16 protein-coding genes are annotated in these 16640 nt (G+C 69.0%); 10 read left to right on the top strand and 6 right to left on the bottom strand.

The annotated features are described in order from the left end of the window. Positions 1-32: 32 nt before the first annotated feature. The 3 genes from G4G00_RS16155 to G4G00_RS16145 all read left to right on the top strand — a co-directional run bounded on the left by G4G00_RS16155 (position 33) and on the right by G4G00_RS16145 (position 2719). On the top strand, positions 33-656 hold the full coding sequence (locus G4G00_RS16155; RefSeq protein WP_164275002.1) for a TIGR00645 family protein: 624 nt from the start codon (positions 33-35) through the stop codon (positions 654-656). A 199-nt stretch (positions 657-855) separates the two neighbouring features. Next, a complete protein-coding gene (locus G4G00_RS16150; protein WP_108754535.1) occupies positions 856-1872 on the top strand; it encodes a TonB family protein in 1017 nt (338 codons plus the stop codon). Between the two features lie 208 nt (positions 1873-2080). Continuing rightward, the gene (locus G4G00_RS16145) at positions 2081-2719 is read left to right on the top strand and encodes a transposase (protein WP_164274999.1); all 639 of its coding nucleotides are present in this window, start codon (positions 2081-2083) and stop codon (positions 2717-2719) included. Here G4G00_RS16145 and G4G00_RS16140 read toward each other — a convergent pair. The 4 genes from G4G00_RS16140 to G4G00_RS16125 all read right to left on the bottom strand — a co-directional run bounded on the left by G4G00_RS16140 (position 2706) and on the right by G4G00_RS16125 (position 7050). Then, a complete protein-coding gene (locus G4G00_RS16140) occupies positions 2706-3890 on the bottom strand; it encodes an ABC transporter permease (protein ID WP_108754537.1) in 1185 nt (394 codons plus the stop codon). The two genes, G4G00_RS16145 and G4G00_RS16140, sit on opposite strands and share 14 nt — an antisense overlap. After that, entirely contained in the window at positions 3887-4633 is a 747-nt protein-coding gene (locus G4G00_RS16135; protein ID WP_164274996.1) for an ATP-binding cassette domain-containing protein, read from the bottom strand. Before G4G00_RS16135 ends, G4G00_RS16140 begins: the two co-directional genes overlap by 4 nt. Continuing rightward, positions 4630-6156, bottom strand: a complete 1527-nt coding sequence (locus G4G00_RS16130; RefSeq protein ID WP_164274993.1) for an alpha/beta fold hydrolase — start codon at positions 6154-6156, stop codon at positions 4630-4632. The genes G4G00_RS16135 and G4G00_RS16130 overlap by 4 nt, the downstream gene beginning before the upstream one ends. A gap of 144 nt (positions 6157-6300) precedes the next feature. Beyond that, on the bottom strand, positions 6301-7050 hold the full coding sequence (locus G4G00_RS16125; protein ID WP_108751286.1) for a ferredoxin--NADP reductase: 750 nt from the start codon (positions 7048-7050) through the stop codon (positions 6301-6303). A gap of 84 nt (positions 7051-7134) precedes the next feature. On the opposite strand from G4G00_RS16125, the gene G4G00_RS16120 reads away from it, so the two are divergent. From G4G00_RS16120 to G4G00_RS16100, 5 genes are all read left to right on the top strand, one after another. Next, on the top strand, positions 7135-8103 hold the full coding sequence (locus tag G4G00_RS16120; protein ID WP_164274990.1) for an ABC transporter ATP-binding protein: 969 nt from the start codon (positions 7135-7137) through the stop codon (positions 8101-8103). Beyond that, positions 8100-8891, top strand: a complete 792-nt coding sequence (locus G4G00_RS16115; RefSeq protein WP_108751287.1) for an ABC transporter permease — start codon at positions 8100-8102, stop codon at positions 8889-8891. Before G4G00_RS16120 ends, G4G00_RS16115 begins: the two co-directional genes overlap by 4 nt. A 165-nt stretch (positions 8892-9056) precedes the next feature. Further along, positions 9057-9608 (top strand): hypothetical protein, encoded by a 552-nt coding sequence (locus tag G4G00_RS16110; protein WP_159094025.1) that lies wholly within the window; start codon positions 9057-9059, stop codon positions 9606-9608. A gap of 221 nt (positions 9609-9829) precedes the next feature. Then, positions 9830-10768, top strand: coding sequence for a 2-dehydropantoate 2-reductase (gene panE / locus G4G00_RS16105; protein ID WP_164274987.1), 939 nt, complete (start codon positions 9830-9832; stop codon positions 10766-10768). Then, positions 10765-11679 carry an NAD-dependent epimerase/dehydratase family protein gene (locus G4G00_RS16100; RefSeq protein ID WP_108754542.1) on the top strand — a complete coding sequence of 305 codons (915 nt, stop codon included), beginning with the start codon at positions 10765-10767 and terminating at the stop codon, positions 11677-11679. Before panE ends, G4G00_RS16100 begins: the two co-directional genes overlap by 4 nt. 304 nt (positions 11680-11983) lie before the next feature. On the opposite strand, the gene G4G00_RS16095 is transcribed toward G4G00_RS16100, so the two are convergent. Then, positions 11984-12781: a TatD family hydrolase gene (locus G4G00_RS16095; RefSeq protein ID WP_108754544.1), complete on the bottom strand. Its 798-nt coding sequence runs from the start codon at positions 12779-12781 to the stop codon at positions 11984-11986. A gap of 68 nt (positions 12782-12849) precedes the next feature. On the opposite strand from G4G00_RS16095, the gene hrpB reads away from it, so the two are divergent. Together hrpB and G4G00_RS16085 are read left to right on the top strand one after the other, a co-directional pair. After that, positions 12850-15354 (top strand): ATP-dependent helicase HrpB, encoded by a 2505-nt coding sequence (gene hrpB, locus G4G00_RS16090; protein ID WP_108754545.1) that lies wholly within the window; start codon positions 12850-12852, stop codon positions 15352-15354. 214 nt (positions 15355-15568) lie between these two features. Continuing rightward, complete coding sequence (locus G4G00_RS16085; protein ID WP_108751293.1) at positions 15569-15958, top strand: hypothetical protein; 390 nt, start codon at positions 15569-15571, stop codon at positions 15956-15958. 98 nt (positions 15959-16056) lie between these two features. On the opposite strand, the gene G4G00_RS16080 is transcribed toward G4G00_RS16085, so the two are convergent. Continuing rightward, positions 16057-16596, bottom strand: a complete 540-nt coding sequence (locus tag G4G00_RS16080) for a pseudouridine synthase (RefSeq protein WP_108754546.1) — start codon at positions 16594-16596, stop codon at positions 16057-16059. Positions 16597-16640: the final 44 nt, after the last annotated feature.

Raw genomic sequence — 16640 nt, 5'->3', positions numbered from 1 at the left:
CCTCGCCGCTTCCCCGCAACGCACTGTCCTGCATGAGCCCCCAACGCCCCCTGTCCCCGCTGTCCTCGCTGATCTTCGCCTCGCGCTGGCTGCAGCTGCCGCTGTACCTGGGCCTGATCGTGGCGCAGTGCGTCTACGTGTTCCTGTTCGGCAAGGAGCTGTGGCACCTGATTTCCCACTCGGCCTCGATGGGCGAGCAGCAGATCATGCTGATCGTGCTGGGCCTGATCGACGTGGTGATGATTTCCAACCTGCTGGTGATGGTGATCGTGGGTGGCTATGAAACCTTCGTGTCGCGCCTGCGCCTGGAAGGCCACCCGGACCAGCCGGAATGGCTGAGCCACGTCAATGCGAGCGTGCTGAAGGTGAAGCTGGCGATGGCGATCATCGGCATCTCCTCCATCCACCTGCTGAAGACCTTCATCGCCACCGGCGCGCTGGGCGGCATTCCGCTGTGCACCCCGGAACAGATGGCCGTGGCCGCCGCCAACATCGGTGCGGCCCGCTGCGCCATGCTGACCGCCGATGGCGTGCTGTGGCAGACCATCATCCACTGCGTGTTCATCCTGTCGGCCATCGGCATTGCCTGGACCGACAAGCTGATGTCCAACGGCCACGACAAGGCCGAGGGCCACGGCAAGGGCGGCGCGCACTGAGCCCTGCGGGCCGGCAGCAACCCCGCGTTGCTGCCGGCCACGGCCACTGCCCTTGTACGCGATGGCGGCGGGGATGCTAGATTGCACCCTCGCCGCAGTCGGCGCCGGCGTCGGGAAACGCCGGCGACCACGCCCGGATCCCGATCCCGGCGCTGCAGCCACACGCACTACGTAACGTCGTCTTCTAAAGGGGAGCAGGATGTCGCACGTCTCTACGATCGCTGCCGCGCGCCGGTGGATGCCGGTTGCCCTGGTGCTGGCCCTGGCGGCCTGCTCGGGCAAGGAAGAAACACCCGCCGCTGCCGCACCCGGCGCCGCCGCGCCCGCCGCAACGGCCCCGGCCGATGCCGCCGCACCGGCGGTGGCTGCCAAGGTGCAGTCGATGGGCACCGAACAGCTGCGCGAGGCCGCCAGCCAGGCCCTGCGCGAGAACCGCATGTACGCGCCGGCCGGCGACAACGCCATCGAGTACTACCTGGCCCTGCGTGACAAAACCCCGGACGACGCCTCGGTGAAGAGCGCGCTGACCGATCTGCTGCCGTACACGCTTATTGCCGCCGAACAGCACCTGGGCCGCGAGGACTTCAGCGAAGCCCAGCGCCTGGTGGCGCTGATCGAGAAGGTGGACCCGTCCGCCCCGGCCCTGCCGCGCCTGAAGGAAGGCATGACCAAGGGCGTGCAGGTGGCCGCCAAGCGCACCGAAGACGAGACCGCCAAGGTCAAGAAGGACGCCGAAGACCGCGCCAAGCAGCTGGTGGAACAGCAGCGCCTGGCCGACCAGCGGGTGAAGGAAGCCGAGGCCGCCAAGCAGATTGCCGCCCAGCAGGACGCGGCGCGCCGCGACAGCGAGCGCCAGGATGCCGAACGCCAGGCCGCCGCACGCCGCGAGGCCGAGCAGAAGCAGCAGCAGGCGGCTGCCCAGGCCGCGACGGCCGCGCGCCAGGCCGCTGCCACCGCGGCACCGAGCCTGCGCCCGGTCAGCACCCCGGCGCCGCGCTATCCGTCTGAAGCCCTGCGCTCGGGTACGTCCGGCGAAGTGCTGGTGGAGATCACCGTGGGCACCGACGGTTCGGTGACCAATGCACGCGTACTGCGCGCCACGCCGTCGCGCGTGTTCGACCGCGAGGCACTGAACGCGGTGAAGCGCTGGCGCTTCGAGCCGGTGGGGGCACCGGTCACCACCCGCCGCACGCTGGTGTTCGCGCCGGGCGGTTGATCCACCCGCCACGACGGCATGCTGCCTGCAGGGCCCGGAGCGATCCGGGCCCTGTTGCGTTGTGGGTGCCTTGCCGTGGGGGAGCCTGTCGCGTCTGGCTGCGGGGCGGCTGCCGCCGGCACGCTGCGGGCCTTGCTGGCGTGTTGCCCGCTCGCGCCGCCGTTGCGGGCCGTGCAGGCTGGGGGATTCCCTGCGCCAGGCACGCGCGATGCGCCATCCGCCACTGTCCCCCTACCCGCCCTGCCTGGTGCGGCAGCGCGCGCGCCACCCGGCCACCCTGTTCGTCGACGATGACGACCGGCGCCAACTGCTGGCCCTGCTGCACAGCGCGCTGCTGAAGCACGGGCTGCTGCTGCATGCCTACGTGGTGATGGATGACCACCTGCACCTGCTGGCCACGCCGCGCACGGGCGATGGGGTGGTGCGTGCGCTGCGCGCGTGCTGCGCCGCCTACAGCCGGGCCTTCAGCCAACGGCATGGGCGCCCAGCGCCGCAGTGGCAAACCGGGCTGCAGTGCCTGCCCGTGCAGGACCCGGCGTATCTGCTGGGGGCGCACCGCCATGTGGAACGGGGACCGGTACATGCGCGTGCAGTGGAACACCCCGAACAGCACGCCTGGTCCAGCATCCACGGCAACCTGGGGCTGCGCGAAGATGCGCTGCTGACAGCGCACCCGCAGTATCTGGCGCTGGGCGCAGATACGCAGGAGCGTGCCCTGCGCTACGCCGCCTTCCTGTGCGATGGCACCGCGCATGCCGATGCCATCGCGATCGAGGCCCTGGCACGGCGACCGCCTGCCCTCGGGGCGGCGGTCACCCTGCGCGCGCCCCGGCTCAGCCGGAAATAGCCAGGCGCTCGTTGTGGTAGCGGCGCACGGCAGCGAACCACAGCACCGCGGCCAGGCCCAGGCTGGCACCCAGATAGATGCCCCACACCGTCGGCGAGATCGCTTCGTGGCGGATCACCTTCAACAGCATCTGGTTCTGCGACAGGAACGGCACCGCGTACTGCCACAGCTCGCTCTTCACCGGGTAGGCCATCAGCGCGTAGCCCGGCAGCATGGGCAGCAGCACCAGCCAGGTCATGTGGCTCTGCGCTTCCTTCATGCTCTTGGCGGCCGCCGACAGGTAGGTCAGCAGCGAGGTGCCGATCAGCAGCATGGGCAGCATGACCAGCAGCATCTGCAGCATGGACACGATGTTCATGTTCAACTGCCGGCCGACATTGCCGGGGGCGATCTGCGCGCTCAGTTTGAATGCCACCAGCGTGAGCAGCAGCGAGGCGAAACCAACCACACAGGCCGCGGCGATCTTGCCGCTGACAATCGCACTGCGCGAACCGGGCGTGGCCAGCAGCGGCTCCAGCGACTGCCGCTCACGCTCGCCGGCGGTGGAATCCATCACCAGGTAGGCGCCACCAATGAACGAGGTGAGCGTGAGCAGCACCGGCAGCAGCATGGACAGCATCATGCCGCGCTTGGCTTCGGCGCTGGCCATGTCCTGCTGGGCCACATCCAGCGGGCGTGCCACCTGGGCATCCACGCCGCGTGCCATCAGCCGCAGTGCCCCCACTTGGCCGTTGTAGGTGGCCAGCGCCGCCTGCAACCGCGCACTGGGCACTTCGGCGGCACGCCGGGTGCTGTCACGGATCACTTCCACCAGCGCCGGCTTGCCGTCGGCCCAGTCCTTGCCGAAATCGGCACTGATGCGCAGGGCAACATCGATGTCCTGCGAACGGATGGCCTCGGCCAGATCGGCCGGTGCGGTGGTGGCATTCAGGCCCTGTGCGGCCAGGAAGCGCACCAGGTTGGGCGCGTGTTCGGCGCCGATGGTGGGAATCTGCAGCGGTTGTTCAATCTGAGTGCGCACCCGGCTTTCCGACAGCTTGCCCATGCCCAGGATCAGCAGCGGGTACAGCAGCGGCCCGAACAGCAGGGTCAGCGCCAGCGTGCGGCGGTCACGCGACAGATCGCGCAGTTCCTTGCGCATCACCGTCATCAGGGTCGACATCATGCTCATGCGTGCAGGCCCTCTTCGCTGCCGATCAGTTTCACGAACGCATCTTCCAGATTGGTTTCGCCCGCCTGTGCACGCAGTTCATCGCTGCTGCCGGCGGCCATCACGGTGCCCTTGGCGATGATGACGATGTGGTCACACAGCGCGCCCACTTCCTGCATGATGTGGCTGGACAGGATCACGCAGCGCCCTTCTTCGCGCAGGCCCAGCAGGAACCGGCGCAGTGCGCGGGTGGTCATCACGTCCAGGCCGTTGGTGGGTTCGTCCAGGATGACGTTGCGCGGGTCGTGCACCAGCGCACGCGCGATCGCGGTCTTGGTCCGCTGGCCCTGCGAGAAGCCATCGGTCTGCCGGTCCAGGATGTCGCCCATGTCCAGCGCATGCGACAGCACCTCGGTGCGTTCGCGGATCTGCTGCGCCGACAGGCCGTGCAGTTCGCCGAAGTAGGCGATGTTCTCGCGCGCGGTCAGCCGCTTGTAGACGCCGCGGGCGTCGGGCAGTACGCCCAGGTGGCGGCGCACTTCCACCGGATCGCGCGCCGCGTCGATGCCATCGACGGTGATGCTGCCCTGGTCGGGGGTCATCAGCGTGTACAGCATGCGCATGGTGGTGGTCTTGCCGGCGCCGTTGGGGCCCAGCAGGCCGGTGATGCGGCCAGCAGCAGCAGTGAAGCCGACGTTGGCCACGGCCTGGATGCGGCCGGTGCGGGTGTCGAAACCCTTGTGCAGGTTCTCGGCGACGATCATGGGGCCCATCCGTTGAACGAGGTGAATGCCGGCACGTAGCTCAGCGTGTCCAGGCAGCTGGCATCCAGTGCCTTGGCGTCGGTGGTGTCGATGAACTGGCCGAGCAGGCGCGGCATGCAGCCGGCGCTGAGCGTGCCGTGGCCCTGGCCGCGGGCGACCAGGGCTCGCCCGTTGGGCAGGCCCTTGACCACCTGGTCGGCGTAACGCGGTGGGGTGACCGGGTCCAGCTCGCCGGACAGCAGCAGCACCGGAAGATCGCCCTTCAGCGCGGCGGTGGTGGCTGCCGGCGCCGGCTGGTGCGGCCACACCGGGCAGGCGGCGAAGAACGCGCGTGCCGCCTCGGCACCGAACAGGGCGTCATCGCTTTCCGGCGGCGCCTGGAAGCGCGGCGCGTCTTCGCTGCAGATGACCGACCACTGCATGCCGCGGTTGATCTGGAAATCCATGCTGCGGGTGGCACCGCGTACCAGCGAGGCCAGCGGCGCGTAACGGCCCTGGGCCGCTTCATCCAGCACCAGCGGCAGCAGCGAGGAATATTCGGGCACGTAGGAGAAGGCGAACGCCAGGCCAACCACGCTGTCCGGCGACAACACGTCCTGGCGCGGCGCATTGGTGCCGGGGTCGCGGTAATCCACGGTGACCGGCGCACGGCGCAGGGTGTCGGCCACGCTGCGCAGCTGTTCGCGGGTATCCACCGGGAAGCGCTTGCTGCAGGTGGCATCCTTGCGGCACTGCGCCGACTGCAGGGTGATGGCGTTGTCGAAGGTCTTGGCGAACTCGCCGCCGACCACCAGGTCGTTGGGCACCACGCCGTCAATGACGATGCTGCGGGTGTGCTGCGGGTAGGCCATGGCATAGCGCTGGGCCACGCGCGTGCCATACGAGCCACCCACCAGGTTCAGCTTTTCCGCGCCCAGCGCCTGGCGCACGGCGTCCAGATCGGCAATGGCTTCGGTGGTGGTGTAGAAGCGCGGGTCGGCACGGCCCTTCAGCGAGGCCAGGCACTGCGTGGCGAAGTCGCGCATCACCGCTTCGGTGGGCGCAGCGTCTTCGTCCAGCTGCAGTTCCTTGCCATCGGCACCCAGGCAGCTGAGCGGGTTGGAGCCGCCGGTGCCGCGCTGGTCGATCAGGAAGATGTCGCGCTGCTTGCGCACCTGGCGCAGGGCGGTATCGACAATGACGGCCACTTCGCTGGCGGCCTGGCCCGGCCCACCGGCCAGGAAGAACACCGGGTCCGGCGCACCGGCACCGCTGTTGCCCGCTTCCAGCAGGGCAATGCGCAGGTCGATGCTGCGGCCGGCCGGGTTGGCGCGGTCCTCGGGCACCTTGAAGGTGGCGCACTGTGCTTCCACGTTGGCGCTGGCGCCCACGGTGGACAGCGTGCAGGGACGGAAATCGATCTGGCCGTAACGGCGGCTGGGACTGTCGCCGCCATCGGCGGTGCCGGCGGAAGGCGGCGCGCTGCAGCCGGCGGCAAGCAGGCTGGCCAGTACCCCGGCCAGTACAAGTGGGTGCTTTTGCATCGTGCGTGTTTCCCCTGGAGGACGTTCCTGTCGACCACGACGCGCGGTCGCGGCGGATGTGACCAACTGCAGGGGACAACTTACACGGGCACGCTGCTGGCGGCGATGGGCGCCGGTCGAAAAACCGGGCGCCCTCCAGCTGCCTTACTTGCTGCTGACGTACTTCTCGCGCCGCACCTGCGGGTTGCCCAGGCCGGCCGCCTTCAGCGCCTCGGCGCAGGCATCGACCATGTCCGGGTTGCCGCACAGGTAGGCGATGTCGGTGGCCGGGTCCGGCTGGATGCCGGCCAGGGCCTGCTGCACGTAGCCGTGGTGCACGTCCGGGTGCGGCTCGGCCGGCAGTTCGCGCGACAGGCACGGCACATAGCGGAAGTTGGGGTGCTTTTCGGCGAAGCTGTAGAAATCATCGCTGTACAGCAGTTCGCCGGGGCTGCGTGCGCCCTGCAGCAGCACCACCTGCACGCCGCGCTCGGCCATGGCCGTAGCCAGCAGTGGCAGCATCGACCGGTACGGGGTGACGCCGGTGCCGGTGGCGATCAGCAGGTAGCGGGCATTGTGGTCGCCGGGCTGCAGGCAGAAGCGGCCGTAGGGGCCGGACGCGCTGACCTGGCCGCCGATGTCCAGCGCCTCGAACAGCGCCGTGGCGGCGCCGCCGGGCACGAAGCTGACGGCGATGTCGACCGCTTCGCCGGGGCCCAGGGCGTGGTCATGGATGGTTGCCAGCGAGTAGCTGCGCTTGGTTTCGGTGCCGTCGGCGTAGGCGAAATGGACCTGGATGAACTGGCCGGGCTGGAAATCCAGCGGCTGGCCGTCATCACGCACGAACTGGTAGTGGCCGATGGTCGGCGCCAGCATGCGGCGGCCGACCAGCTTGATGGGGAATTGGACAGGCACGACTTTTCGGGACAGTGTGTAGCCGGGGCAAGCCCTCGGGGTCTTCTATAATAGACCCTCCCCGCCCCTCTCCTGCGCCAGCCCATGGGCGCGAAGGCTGCAAGCTTGGCTTCCCTGAACGAAACGGCGCCCGCCCTGCGCGTGCGCGACCTGCGCAAGACCTACGACAACGGCACCCAGGCCCTGAAGGGGGTCTCGCTGGAGGTCGCCCCGGGCGACTTCTTCGCCCTGCTGGGCCCCAATGGCGCCGGCAAATCGACCCTGATCGGCATCATCAGCTCCCTGGTCAACCTGAGCCAGGGCAAGGTGGAAGTGTTCGGCAGCGACCTGGTGCAGCACCGCAGCGCCACCATGCGCCTGATCGGGCTGGTGCCGCAGGAAATCAACTTCAACCTGTTCGAGAAGCCCTTCGACATCCTGGTGAACTACGCCGGTTTCTACGGCGTGGCCCGCGAGGAGGCCGAGCAGCGCGCCGAAGAAGAGCTGAAGCGCGCGCACCTGTGGGAAAAGGCGCAGGTGATGAGCCGCACCCTGTCCGGCGGCATGAAGCGCCGGCTGATGATCGCCCGCGCGATGATGACCCGGCCGCGCCTGCTGATCCTGGACGAACCCACCGCCGGTGTGGACATCGAGATCCGCCGCGACATGTGGCGGGTGCTGAAGGAGATCAATGCCGCCGGCACCACGATCATCCTCACCACCCATTACCTGGAAGAGGCCGAGTACCTGTGCCGCAACCTGGCCATCATCAACCACGGCCAGATCGTGGAGCAGGGGCCGATGCGCACCCTGCTGGCCAAGCTTGATGTGGAAGGCTTCCTGCTGGACATCGACGGTGACCTGCCGGCGCAGCTGCCGGTGATCGAGGGCGCGACCCTGACCGCACCCGATGCGCACACGCTGGACATCGACATGCCGCGCGCCATGGACCTCAACCGCGTGTTCGCCACGCTGAACGAGGCCGGCATCCGCGTACGTTCGATGCGCACCAAGAGCAACCGCCTGGAGGAGCTGTTCGTGCGCCTCACCGGCAACCAGGAGACGTCTGCATGAGCACCACCGAGCTGACCGACGGCCAGCGCAACCGCATCGCGCTGATGACCATCGTGCGCCGGGAAGTCGCGCGCATCCTGCGCATCTGGGGCCAGACCCTGGTGCCGCCGGCGATCACCATGACCCTGTACTTCCTCATCTTCGGCCGCCTGATCGGCTCGCGGGTGGGCGACATGGGCGAATACAGCTACATGGAGTTCATCGTGCCGGGCCTGGTGATGATGAGCGTGATCCAGAACAGCTACGGCAACATCAGTTCCTCGTTCTTCGGCGCCAAGTTCGGCCGCCACGTGGAAGAGCTGCTGGTCAGCCCGATGCCGAACTGGGTGATCCTGTGGGGCTACGTGGCCGGTGCGGTGCTGCGCGGCCTGATGGTTGGCGTGATCGTGCTGATCATCGCCATGTTCTTCACCCCGGTGCGCATTCCGCACCCGCTGGTGACGCTGAGCACGGTGATCCTGGGCGCGACCATCTTCTCGCTGGCCGGCTTCATCAACGCGGTGTACGCCAAGAAGTTCGATGACGTGGCGATCGTGCCGACCTTCATCCTGACCCCGCTGACCTACCTGGGTGGCGTGTTCTATTCGGTGAAGCTGCTGCCGACCTGGGCCGAAGCGGCCACCCATGCCAACCCGATCTTCTACATGGTCAACGCGTTCCGCTACGGCCTGCTGGGCAGCAGCGACGTGCCGGTGTGGGTGGCCTATGCCCTGATGATCGGTTTCGTGGTGGTGCTGACCGCACTTGCGCTGTGGCTGCTGCGCCGCGGCGTGGGCATGCGCAGCTGAGGTAATCCCCCCCCCCTGCGTGGGGGGACCGGTTCCGGAGGCGCCAGGGCACTTGCCTGGCGCCCGGTTCGGTCGTCTAATCGGTGCGCTTCACCAGACCGACCAGCGGGCCCCCGGGCCGGCTGGTTTTTCATATGTCATGGACGCACCAGGGGACCCAACCAGATGTTCACCCGTCGTACTGCCGGCCCTGCCCGGCTCGTCGCTGCATCGCTGTTCCTGCTCGTTCTGGCCGGCTGCGCTTCCCGGCCCATTCCGTTGAACTACGCCCCCAGTTCGGTGCTGAGCGCCGAAGGCCGGGTGGATGTGACCGCGTTCGAGTACCTGCCGGCCAAGGGCGGGGAGATCAAGCCCAACCAGGTGCGCAACACCGCCATGGGCAACATCCTGTTCGAGAAGAACGTGGATGCGATCATGCGCGATGCGGTGTTTTCCGAGCTGCGCCTGGTCGGCATCAAGATGGACAAGGAAGGCAACGTCCTGAGCGGCAAGGTGGAAGAGTTCCTGATCGACGATCTGGGCTACAGCGTGGACTGGACCCTGCGCGTGCGCTACGTGGTGACCGACCCGCAGGGCCAGGTGGTCTACGACCAGGTGAAGAACGTGCAGCGCAACACGTCCAAGTTCGTGAACATCTTTGGTTCGTTGAACGAGACCATCAAGCTCAACATCGAACAGACCATCAAGGATCCGGCCTTCATCACCGCGATCAATTGAACCGTGGCGGGTCATCCATGCCCTGCGTGGATACCGTCTGCTGAAGAGCCGGGCGCATGCCCGGCTTTTCTTTCTGCTGCTGCGCCGCGCGTGGCAGTGGTCAACACCGTCAGCGCGAACGTCTTCCCGCCCCTTGTTCTGATCCGCCACCAGCTGCACCGCCACGGACTGCGATCTCCGGCACAATCTGCAGGTGACCCCACAACTGCGGTGAAGGTGTGATGCGTATCCTGATTCTTGGTGCCGGCGGCACCGGCGGTTACTTCGGCGGCCGCCTGGCCCAGTCCGGGGTGGATGTGACCTTCCTGGTGCGCCCCGCGCGCGCCGCCCAGCTCGACCGCGACGGGCTGGTGATCCAGAGCCCGCTGGGCGATGCGCGCTTCTCGGTGCAGCATGTCACCGCCGATGCCCTGCCCGCGCTGGCCGCCGCGCAGCCGTTCGACCTGGTGATGCTGAGCTGCAAGGCCTACGACCTGGACAGTTCGATTGACGCGATCGCCCCGGCCGTGGGCCCGGCGACCACCGTGCTGCCGATCCTCAATGGACTGCACCACTACGCCGCGCTGGATGCACGCTTCGGCCGCGAGGCGGTACTGGGTGGGCTGTGCTTCATCAGCGCCACCAAGGCCGCCGACGGCGCGGTGCTGCACCTGGGCCGGCCGGCCAAGCTGACCTTCGGCGAGCGTGATGGCGGCGCCCTGTCGCCGCGCGTGCAGGCCTTCGCTGCCGCCTGCGTACAGGCCGGCGTGGACCACCTGGCCAGCGGCCAGATTGGCCAGGAGCAGTGGATCAAGTACACCTTCCTGACCGCGCTGGCCGCCGCAACCTGCCTGCTGCGCGCGGACATCGGCACCATCGTGGCCACCGACGATGGCCAGGCCATCGTGCGCGGCCTGTACGACGAATGCCTGGCCGTGGCCGAGGCCGCCGGCGAACCGATTCCCGACGATGCACAGGACGTTGCCCGCAGCACCCTGACCCAGGCCGGTTCGGCGCTGAAGGCCTCGATGCTGCGCGATCTGGAGGCCGGCCAGCAGGTCGAGGCCGCGCAGATCGTGGGCGACATGCTGGCCCGTGCACGCACCGCCGGCCAGGAAGCCTTGCTGCTGCAGGTGGCCTACAGCAGCCTGCAGGCCTACCAGGCACAGCGCGCGGCGTGAACACGGCGCTGCCCGCACCGGTGCTGATCCTGGGCCTGGGCTGGAGCGGCCGCGTGCTTGCCGCCCGCCTGCAGGCGTTGGGGGTGCCAGTGGCAGGCACGGTGCGTGACCCCACCGCCGCGCCCGCTGACGGACTGCAGCGGTTCGCACTGCATGCCGATGCGGCGCCGCCAGCGGCCCTGCTGGAGGCCGTTTCGCAGGCGCAGGCCGTGCTGTGCAGCGTGCCGCCCGATGCCGACGGAGATCCGGCGCTGCGCGTGCTGCAGCCGGCGTTGCTGGCCAGCCCGGCGCTGCGCTGGGTAGGCTATCTGTCGTCCACCTCGGTGTATGCCGACCGCGACGGTGGCTGGGTGGATGCACACAGCGTGGCCGACAGCACCGAGGCGGCGGGTGTGCAGCGTCTGCGTGCGGAAGCGCAATGGCAGGCGCTGGCGAGGGAGCGCGGCATCGATTCGGCGGTGTTCCGCCTGCCGGGCCTGTATGGCCCTGGCCGCAATGCGCTGCTGCAGTTGGCGCAGGGCCGCGCCCGCCACGTGCTGCGGCCCGGGCTGGTGTTCAACCGGCTGCACGTGGAGGATCTGGCCGCGGTGGTCATCGCGGCGATGCGACGGCCCACGCCGGGGGGGTTGTACCTGCCCGCCGATGACGAACCGGCGCCACCGCAGGACGTGCTGGCGTATGCCGCGCAGCTGGGGGGCTTCACCCTGCCCCCGGCAGTGGCCTGGGACGACCCGGCGGTGAGCCCGACGCTGCGCCGCTTCTATGCCAGCAACAAGCGCATCGACAGCCGTGGCACGCGCGAAGCGCTGGGGTGGGCGCCGCGGTTTGCGACGTATAGCGAGGGGCTGGAAGATCTGGCCGCTGCGCTCGCCGGGCATGGCCCGGCGCTACCTGCTGCCGGCGTTGATTGATCCGGGCGCTCGTGGATTGCCCGCACCGCCGGGCGATGACGGATGACGGATGACGGATGGCCGGATGGCCGGATGGCCGGATGGCCGGATGGCCGGCATCGTAGAGTCGAGCTTGCTCGACTGCTTCTGCCAACAGCAGTCGAGCAAGCTCGACTCTACGGCGCAAGGTCGGCTCGTTCGACATCGCGGCGCAATGTCGGTTCGTTCGACATCACGGCGTATGATCGATGCGTTCGACATCACGGCGTAACGTCGGTCCGTTCGACATCGCGACGCGTGGCGTTTCGCCACGCCGCCCACGCGCTCAACCCGCGTCGGGCAACCGGAAGAACGTGCGCGTGGCTGCGGTGGCGTTGGCTGCGGTCACCGCCACGTCTTCGCCACGGTCGCGAGCCAGCTCTTCCACGATGTGCGACAGGAACATCGGTTCGTTGCGGCGGTCCTTCGGCATCGGCTTCAGGGTGCGCGGCAGCAGGTACGGCGCGTCGGTCTCGATCATCAGGCGGTTGGCCGGAATGTTCTTCACCAGTTCGCGCAGGTGTGCGCCGCGGCGTTCGTCGCACAACCAGCCGGTGATGCCGATGTACCAATCCTGGTCCAGGTAATCGAACAGTTCGTCACGCTCGCCGGTGAAGCAGTGCACCACTGCCGGGCCCAGGCGGCCGTCGAAGTTCTTCATCTGCGCCATGAAATCGGCGTGCGCGTCGCGCTGGTGCAGGAACAACGGCTTCCCATTGTCGGCCGCCAGCTGCAGCTGGCGCTCGAACGCACGGTGCTGCGCCGGGCGCGGCGAGAAATCACGGAAGTAATCCAGCCCGCATTCGCCCACGGCCACCACTTCGGCATGCGCATGCAGCGCGCGCATTTCCGCATCGCATTCGTCGGTGTATTCCACCGCGTGGTGCGGGTGCACGCCGGCGGTGGCGTACAGGAAGCCCGGATGCTGCTGCGCCAGCTGCAGGGCCAGCGGCGAATGCTCGCGGCTGGCGCCGGTGATCACCATCTGCACCACCCCGGCCTGGCGTGCGCGGTCCAGTACGGCGTCGCGGTCGCGGTCGAAGGAATCGTGGGTGAGGTTGGCGCCGATATCGATCAGGTGCATGGGGGCAGCAGAGACAGGAAAACCCGCGCATTGTACCTGCGCCGCGCTGCGCCCCTTATCCTTTGCACATGAATGCCCCGCTCTTCCCGATTTCGCCGCTGCTGCCGCAGATCCAGCAGCACCTGGCCGACCACCCGCGCCTGGTGCTGGAAGCCCCGCCCGGTGCCGGCAAGACCACCCAGGTGCCGCTGGCCCTGCTGGATGCACCGTGGCTGCAGGGCCGCAGGATCATCCTGCTGGAACCGCGCCGGGTGGCCGCACGCAGCGCGGCGCTGTTCATGGCCCGGCAACTGGGCGAGGACGTGGGTGGCACGGTGGGCTACCGCATCCGCTTCGAGAACAAGGTTTCGGCGCGCACCCGCATCGAGGTGGTCACCGAGGGCATCCTGACCCGCATGCTGCAGGACGACCCGATGCTGGAGACAGTGGGCGCGATCCTGTTCGATGAATTCCACGAACGCCATCTGAGCGGCGACCTGGGGCTGGCACTGGCGCTGGACGTGCAGGCGCAGCTGCGCGAGGACCTGCGCCTGCTGGTGATGTCGGCCACCCTGGACGGTGAGCGCCTGGCGCGCTTCCTGGATGCACCACGACTGAGCAGCGAAGGCCGCAGCTACCCGGTGGCGATCAGCCACTTCCCGGCCCGGCGCGACGAGACGCTGGAACTGCAGGTGCGCCGCGCGGTGCAGCAGGCCCTGGCCGAACACCCCGGCGACGCGCTGGTGTTCCTGCCCGGCCAGCGCGAGATCGCGCGCGTACAAGCCGGCCTGCAGGACGCGCTGGACAGCAGCGTGGAGGTGCTGGCCCTGCATGGTGAACTGCCGGTGGAACAGCAGGCGCGCGTGCTGCAGGCGGCCAGCGATGGCCGACGCCGCGTGGTGCTGGCCACCAACGTGGCCGAATCGTCGGTGACCCTGCCCGGCGTGCGCGTGGTGATCGACAGTGGCCAGGCCCGCGAACCGCGCTACGACCCCAACAGCGGCTTCACCCGGCTGGACGTGGTGGCGATCGCGCAGGCCTCGGCCGACCAGCGTGCCGGCCGCGCCGGCCGCGTGGCCGAAGGCGTGGCCTGGCGGCTGTGGCCGCAGTCGCAACGGCTGGAGCCACAGCGGCGTGCGGAAATCGAACAGGTGGAACTGGCCGGGCTGGCGCTGGAGCTGGCCGCCTGGGGCAGCAGCGATCTGCGCTTCGTCGATACCCCGCCCAGCGGGCCGATGGCCGCCGCGCGCGAGCTGCTGCAACGGCTGGGCGCACTCAGCAGCAGCGGGGCGATTACCGCGCTGGGCCGACGCGTGCTGGCGCTGGGCACCCACCCGCGGCTGGCGGCGATGCTGCTGGCCGCTGCGGATGCACGCGCGCAGGCGCTGGCCGCCGATCTGGCCGCCCTGCTGGAAGCACGCGATCCGCTGCGCCAGGGCGGCGATGCGCTGGCGGCGCGCTGGCGCGCACTGGCCGCGTTCCGCAATGGCCGTGCACCGGCCGATGCCAACCGCAGCGGCCTGGCCGCGATCGATGCGGCGGCCAAGCAGTGGCGCCGACGCCTGCGATGCGATGCGCTGCCACCGGCCAGCATCGAAGCGCACGAACTGGGCGATCTGCTGGCCCATGCCTTCCCCGACCGCATCGCGTTCCAGCATCCGTCCGACCCGCTGCGCTACCTGCTGGCCAACGGCCGCAGCGCGCGCCTGCACGAGCTGAGCGACCTGCGCGGTGAACCGTGGCTGGTGGCCAGCGAATTGCGCTTCGAGGCCCGCGATGCACTGCTGCTGCGCGCCGCGCCGGTGGACGAAGGCTATCTGCGTGCCACCTGGCCGCAGCGCTTCGTGACCGAGGACACCGTGCGCTGGGACAGCGAACGGCGCGCCCTGGTGGCCCTGCGCGAGACCCGCTTCGACCGCATCGTGCTGGACAGCCGTTCGGCCGGGCGGGTGGACCCGCAGCACGCCGCGCAGGCGCTGACCGATGCCGTGGCCGAACTGGGCCTGCAGGCATTGCCGTGGACCGAGGGCCTGCGCCAGTGGCAGGCGCGGGTGGAGTCGCTGCGCCGCTGGATGCCCGACCTGGGCCTGCCCGACTGCAGTGATGCGGCCCTGCTGGCCGGCCGCGCGCAGTGGCTGCAACCGGCCTTTGCCGGCAAGACGCGGCTGGATGCGCTGGACGAGAGCAGCTTCGGTGAAGCGCTGAAATCGCCGCTGGAGTGGGCGCAACGGCAACTGGTGGAACGCCATGCGCCCACCCGCATCAGCGTGCCTTCGGGGCTGGAGCGGGCGATCACCTATGGCCTGGACAGTGAAACCGGCGAGCCGCAGCCGCCGGTGCTGGCGGTGAAGCTGCAGGAGCTGTTCGGCCTGGCCGACACCCCGCGCATTGCCGATGGCCGGGTGCCGCTGACCCTGCACCTGCTGTCGCCCGGCGGCCGGCCGCTGCAGGTCACCCAGGACCTGCGCAACTTCTGGGAAAACACCTATGCCGAGGTGAAGAAGGAAATGAAGGGGCGCTACCCGCGCCACCCCTGGCCGGATGACCCGTGGACGGCCACCGCGACCCACCGCGCCAAACCGCGCGGCACCTGAGTGATGGGGGTCGGATCCCTTTGCAAAGCAAAGGGCTCTGACCCTCTGGGCGCGCAGCGGGGTCAGAGCCCTTTCCCAGGGGAAAGGGATCCGACCCCACCCTTCCTGTTGCTGAACGGCTGCGGTAGCGTCAAGGCGCATGCCCGCCTGCCTGACATACCGTTTACAGGCAGCACGACACACTGGACTTCGACCCGAGGCAAAGGACCCCCGCATGAGCAAGCTGACCGTAATCACCGACCGCGCCCTGGAGCGCGCCCTGGACCTGGCCCACAGCGCTGGCGATGGCCTGAAGAGTGCCGGCGGCAGCCTGCGCCACCTGGGCCCGCAGGCCAGCGACTGGATCAAGACCGGCGCTGCGCTGGGTGCGGTAAAGACCGGGGGCAAGGTGGCCACCAAGTTCGCCCGCCGCAACCCGGCGGTGACCATTGCCGCCGCAGCGGTGGGCGTGGGCCTGCTGGGCTACGCGCTGTACCGCAAGCAGCAGAAGAAGAAGGCGGCCAACGGCCATGTGGTGAATGGCCAGGCGCAGCGCATCCACGCGCGTGACCGCCGCAACGACACCGTGGTGGACGAGCACAGCGATATCGGCAGCGATACCTGAGCCCCATCAGAGGGGTCAGAGCCCTTCCTGCGGAAGGGGTCTGACCCCGATCAAGGGTCGGATCCCTTCCGCGAGGAAGGGCTCCGACCCTTTTCGTTTCAGCCGATCTGCCGCCACTGCCCCGGCTGCAGGTCGTCCAGCCGGTACGGGCCCATCGCCACGCGCACCAGGCGCAGGGTCGGCAGGTTCACCGCGGCCGTCATGCGCCGCACCTGGCGGTTGCGGCCCTCGCGAATGGTGATGGCCAGCCAGCTGTCGGGCACGGTCTTGCGGAACCGCACCGGCGGATCGCGCAGCCACAGCTCCGGCGCGGGATCGAGGCGCTCGATCTTCGCCGGCAGGGTCGGCCCGTCATTCAGTACCACGCCATCGCGCAGCTGCTGCAGCTGCTCGTCGCTGGGCGTGCCTTCCACCTGCACCCAGTAGGTCTTGTCGGCCTTGTGCCGCGGGTCGGTGAGCTTGTGTGCCAGCGTGCCGTTGTCGGTCAGCAGCAGCAGGCCCTCGCTGTCATGGTCCAGGCGGCCGGCGGCATACACGCGCGGCGGCAGGCCGAACCCGGCCAGGGTCGGCCGCGGCGGCACGCTGCGGTCGGTGAACTGGCAGAGCACGTTGAAGGGCTTGTTGAAGGCGATCAGCATTGCAGGGGGCGGCAGGCGGCGATGGGCTATTGTCCCACGCCGCG

It is taken from the genome of Stenotrophomonas sp. B1-1 (assembly GCF_010894375.1).
GTDB lineage: Bacteria > Pseudomonadota > Gammaproteobacteria > Xanthomonadales > Xanthomonadaceae > Stenotrophomonas.
Note: the sequence above shows the minus strand (reverse complement) of the source record. Positions and strands in the feature narration are given on the sequence as shown.

What these genes read in the sequence shown, in the direction of transcription:
- G4G00_RS16155 (WP_164275002.1), top strand. Translation starts at nt 33, where the DNA reads ATGAGCCCCCAACGCCCCCTGTCCCCGCTGTCCTCGCTGATCTTCGCC.
- G4G00_RS16150 (WP_108754535.1), top strand. Translation starts at nt 856, where the DNA reads ATGTCGCACGTCTCTACGATCGCTGCCGCGCGCCGGTGGATGCCGGTT.
- G4G00_RS16145 (WP_164274999.1), top strand. Translation starts at nt 2,081, where the DNA reads ATGCGCCATCCGCCACTGTCCCCCTACCCGCCCTGCCTGGTGCGGCAG.
- G4G00_RS16140 (WP_108754537.1), bottom strand. Translation starts at nt 3,890, where the DNA reads ATGAGCATGATGTCGACCCTGATGACGGTGATGCGCAAGGAACTGCGC.
- G4G00_RS16135 (WP_164274996.1), bottom strand. Translation starts at nt 4,633, where the DNA reads ATGATCGTCGCCGAGAACCTGCACAAGGGTTTCGACACCCGCACCGGC.
- G4G00_RS16130 (WP_164274993.1), bottom strand. Translation starts at nt 6,156, where the DNA reads ATGCAAAAGCACCCACTTGTACTGGCCGGGGTACTGGCCAGCCTGCTT.
- G4G00_RS16120 (WP_164274990.1), top strand. Translation starts at nt 7,135, where the DNA reads ATGGGCGCGAAGGCTGCAAGCTTGGCTTCCCTGAACGAAACGGCGCCC.
- G4G00_RS16115 (WP_108751287.1), top strand. Translation starts at nt 8,100, where the DNA reads ATGAGCACCACCGAGCTGACCGACGGCCAGCGCAACCGCATCGCGCTG.
- G4G00_RS16110 (WP_159094025.1), top strand. Translation starts at nt 9,057, where the DNA reads ATGTTCACCCGTCGTACTGCCGGCCCTGCCCGGCTCGTCGCTGCATCG.
- panE (WP_164274987.1), top strand. Translation starts at nt 9,830, where the DNA reads ATGCGTATCCTGATTCTTGGTGCCGGCGGCACCGGCGGTTACTTCGGC.
- G4G00_RS16095 (WP_108754544.1), bottom strand. Translation starts at nt 12,781, where the DNA reads ATGCACCTGATCGATATCGGCGCCAACCTCACCCACGATTCCTTCGAC.
- hrpB (WP_108754545.1), top strand. Translation starts at nt 12,850, where the DNA reads ATGAATGCCCCGCTCTTCCCGATTTCGCCGCTGCTGCCGCAGATCCAG.
- G4G00_RS16085 (WP_108751293.1), top strand. Translation starts at nt 15,569, where the DNA reads ATGAGCAAGCTGACCGTAATCACCGACCGCGCCCTGGAGCGCGCCCTG.
- G4G00_RS16080 (WP_108754546.1), bottom strand. Translation starts at nt 16,596, where the DNA reads ATGCTGATCGCCTTCAACAAGCCCTTCAACGTGCTCTGCCAGTTCACC.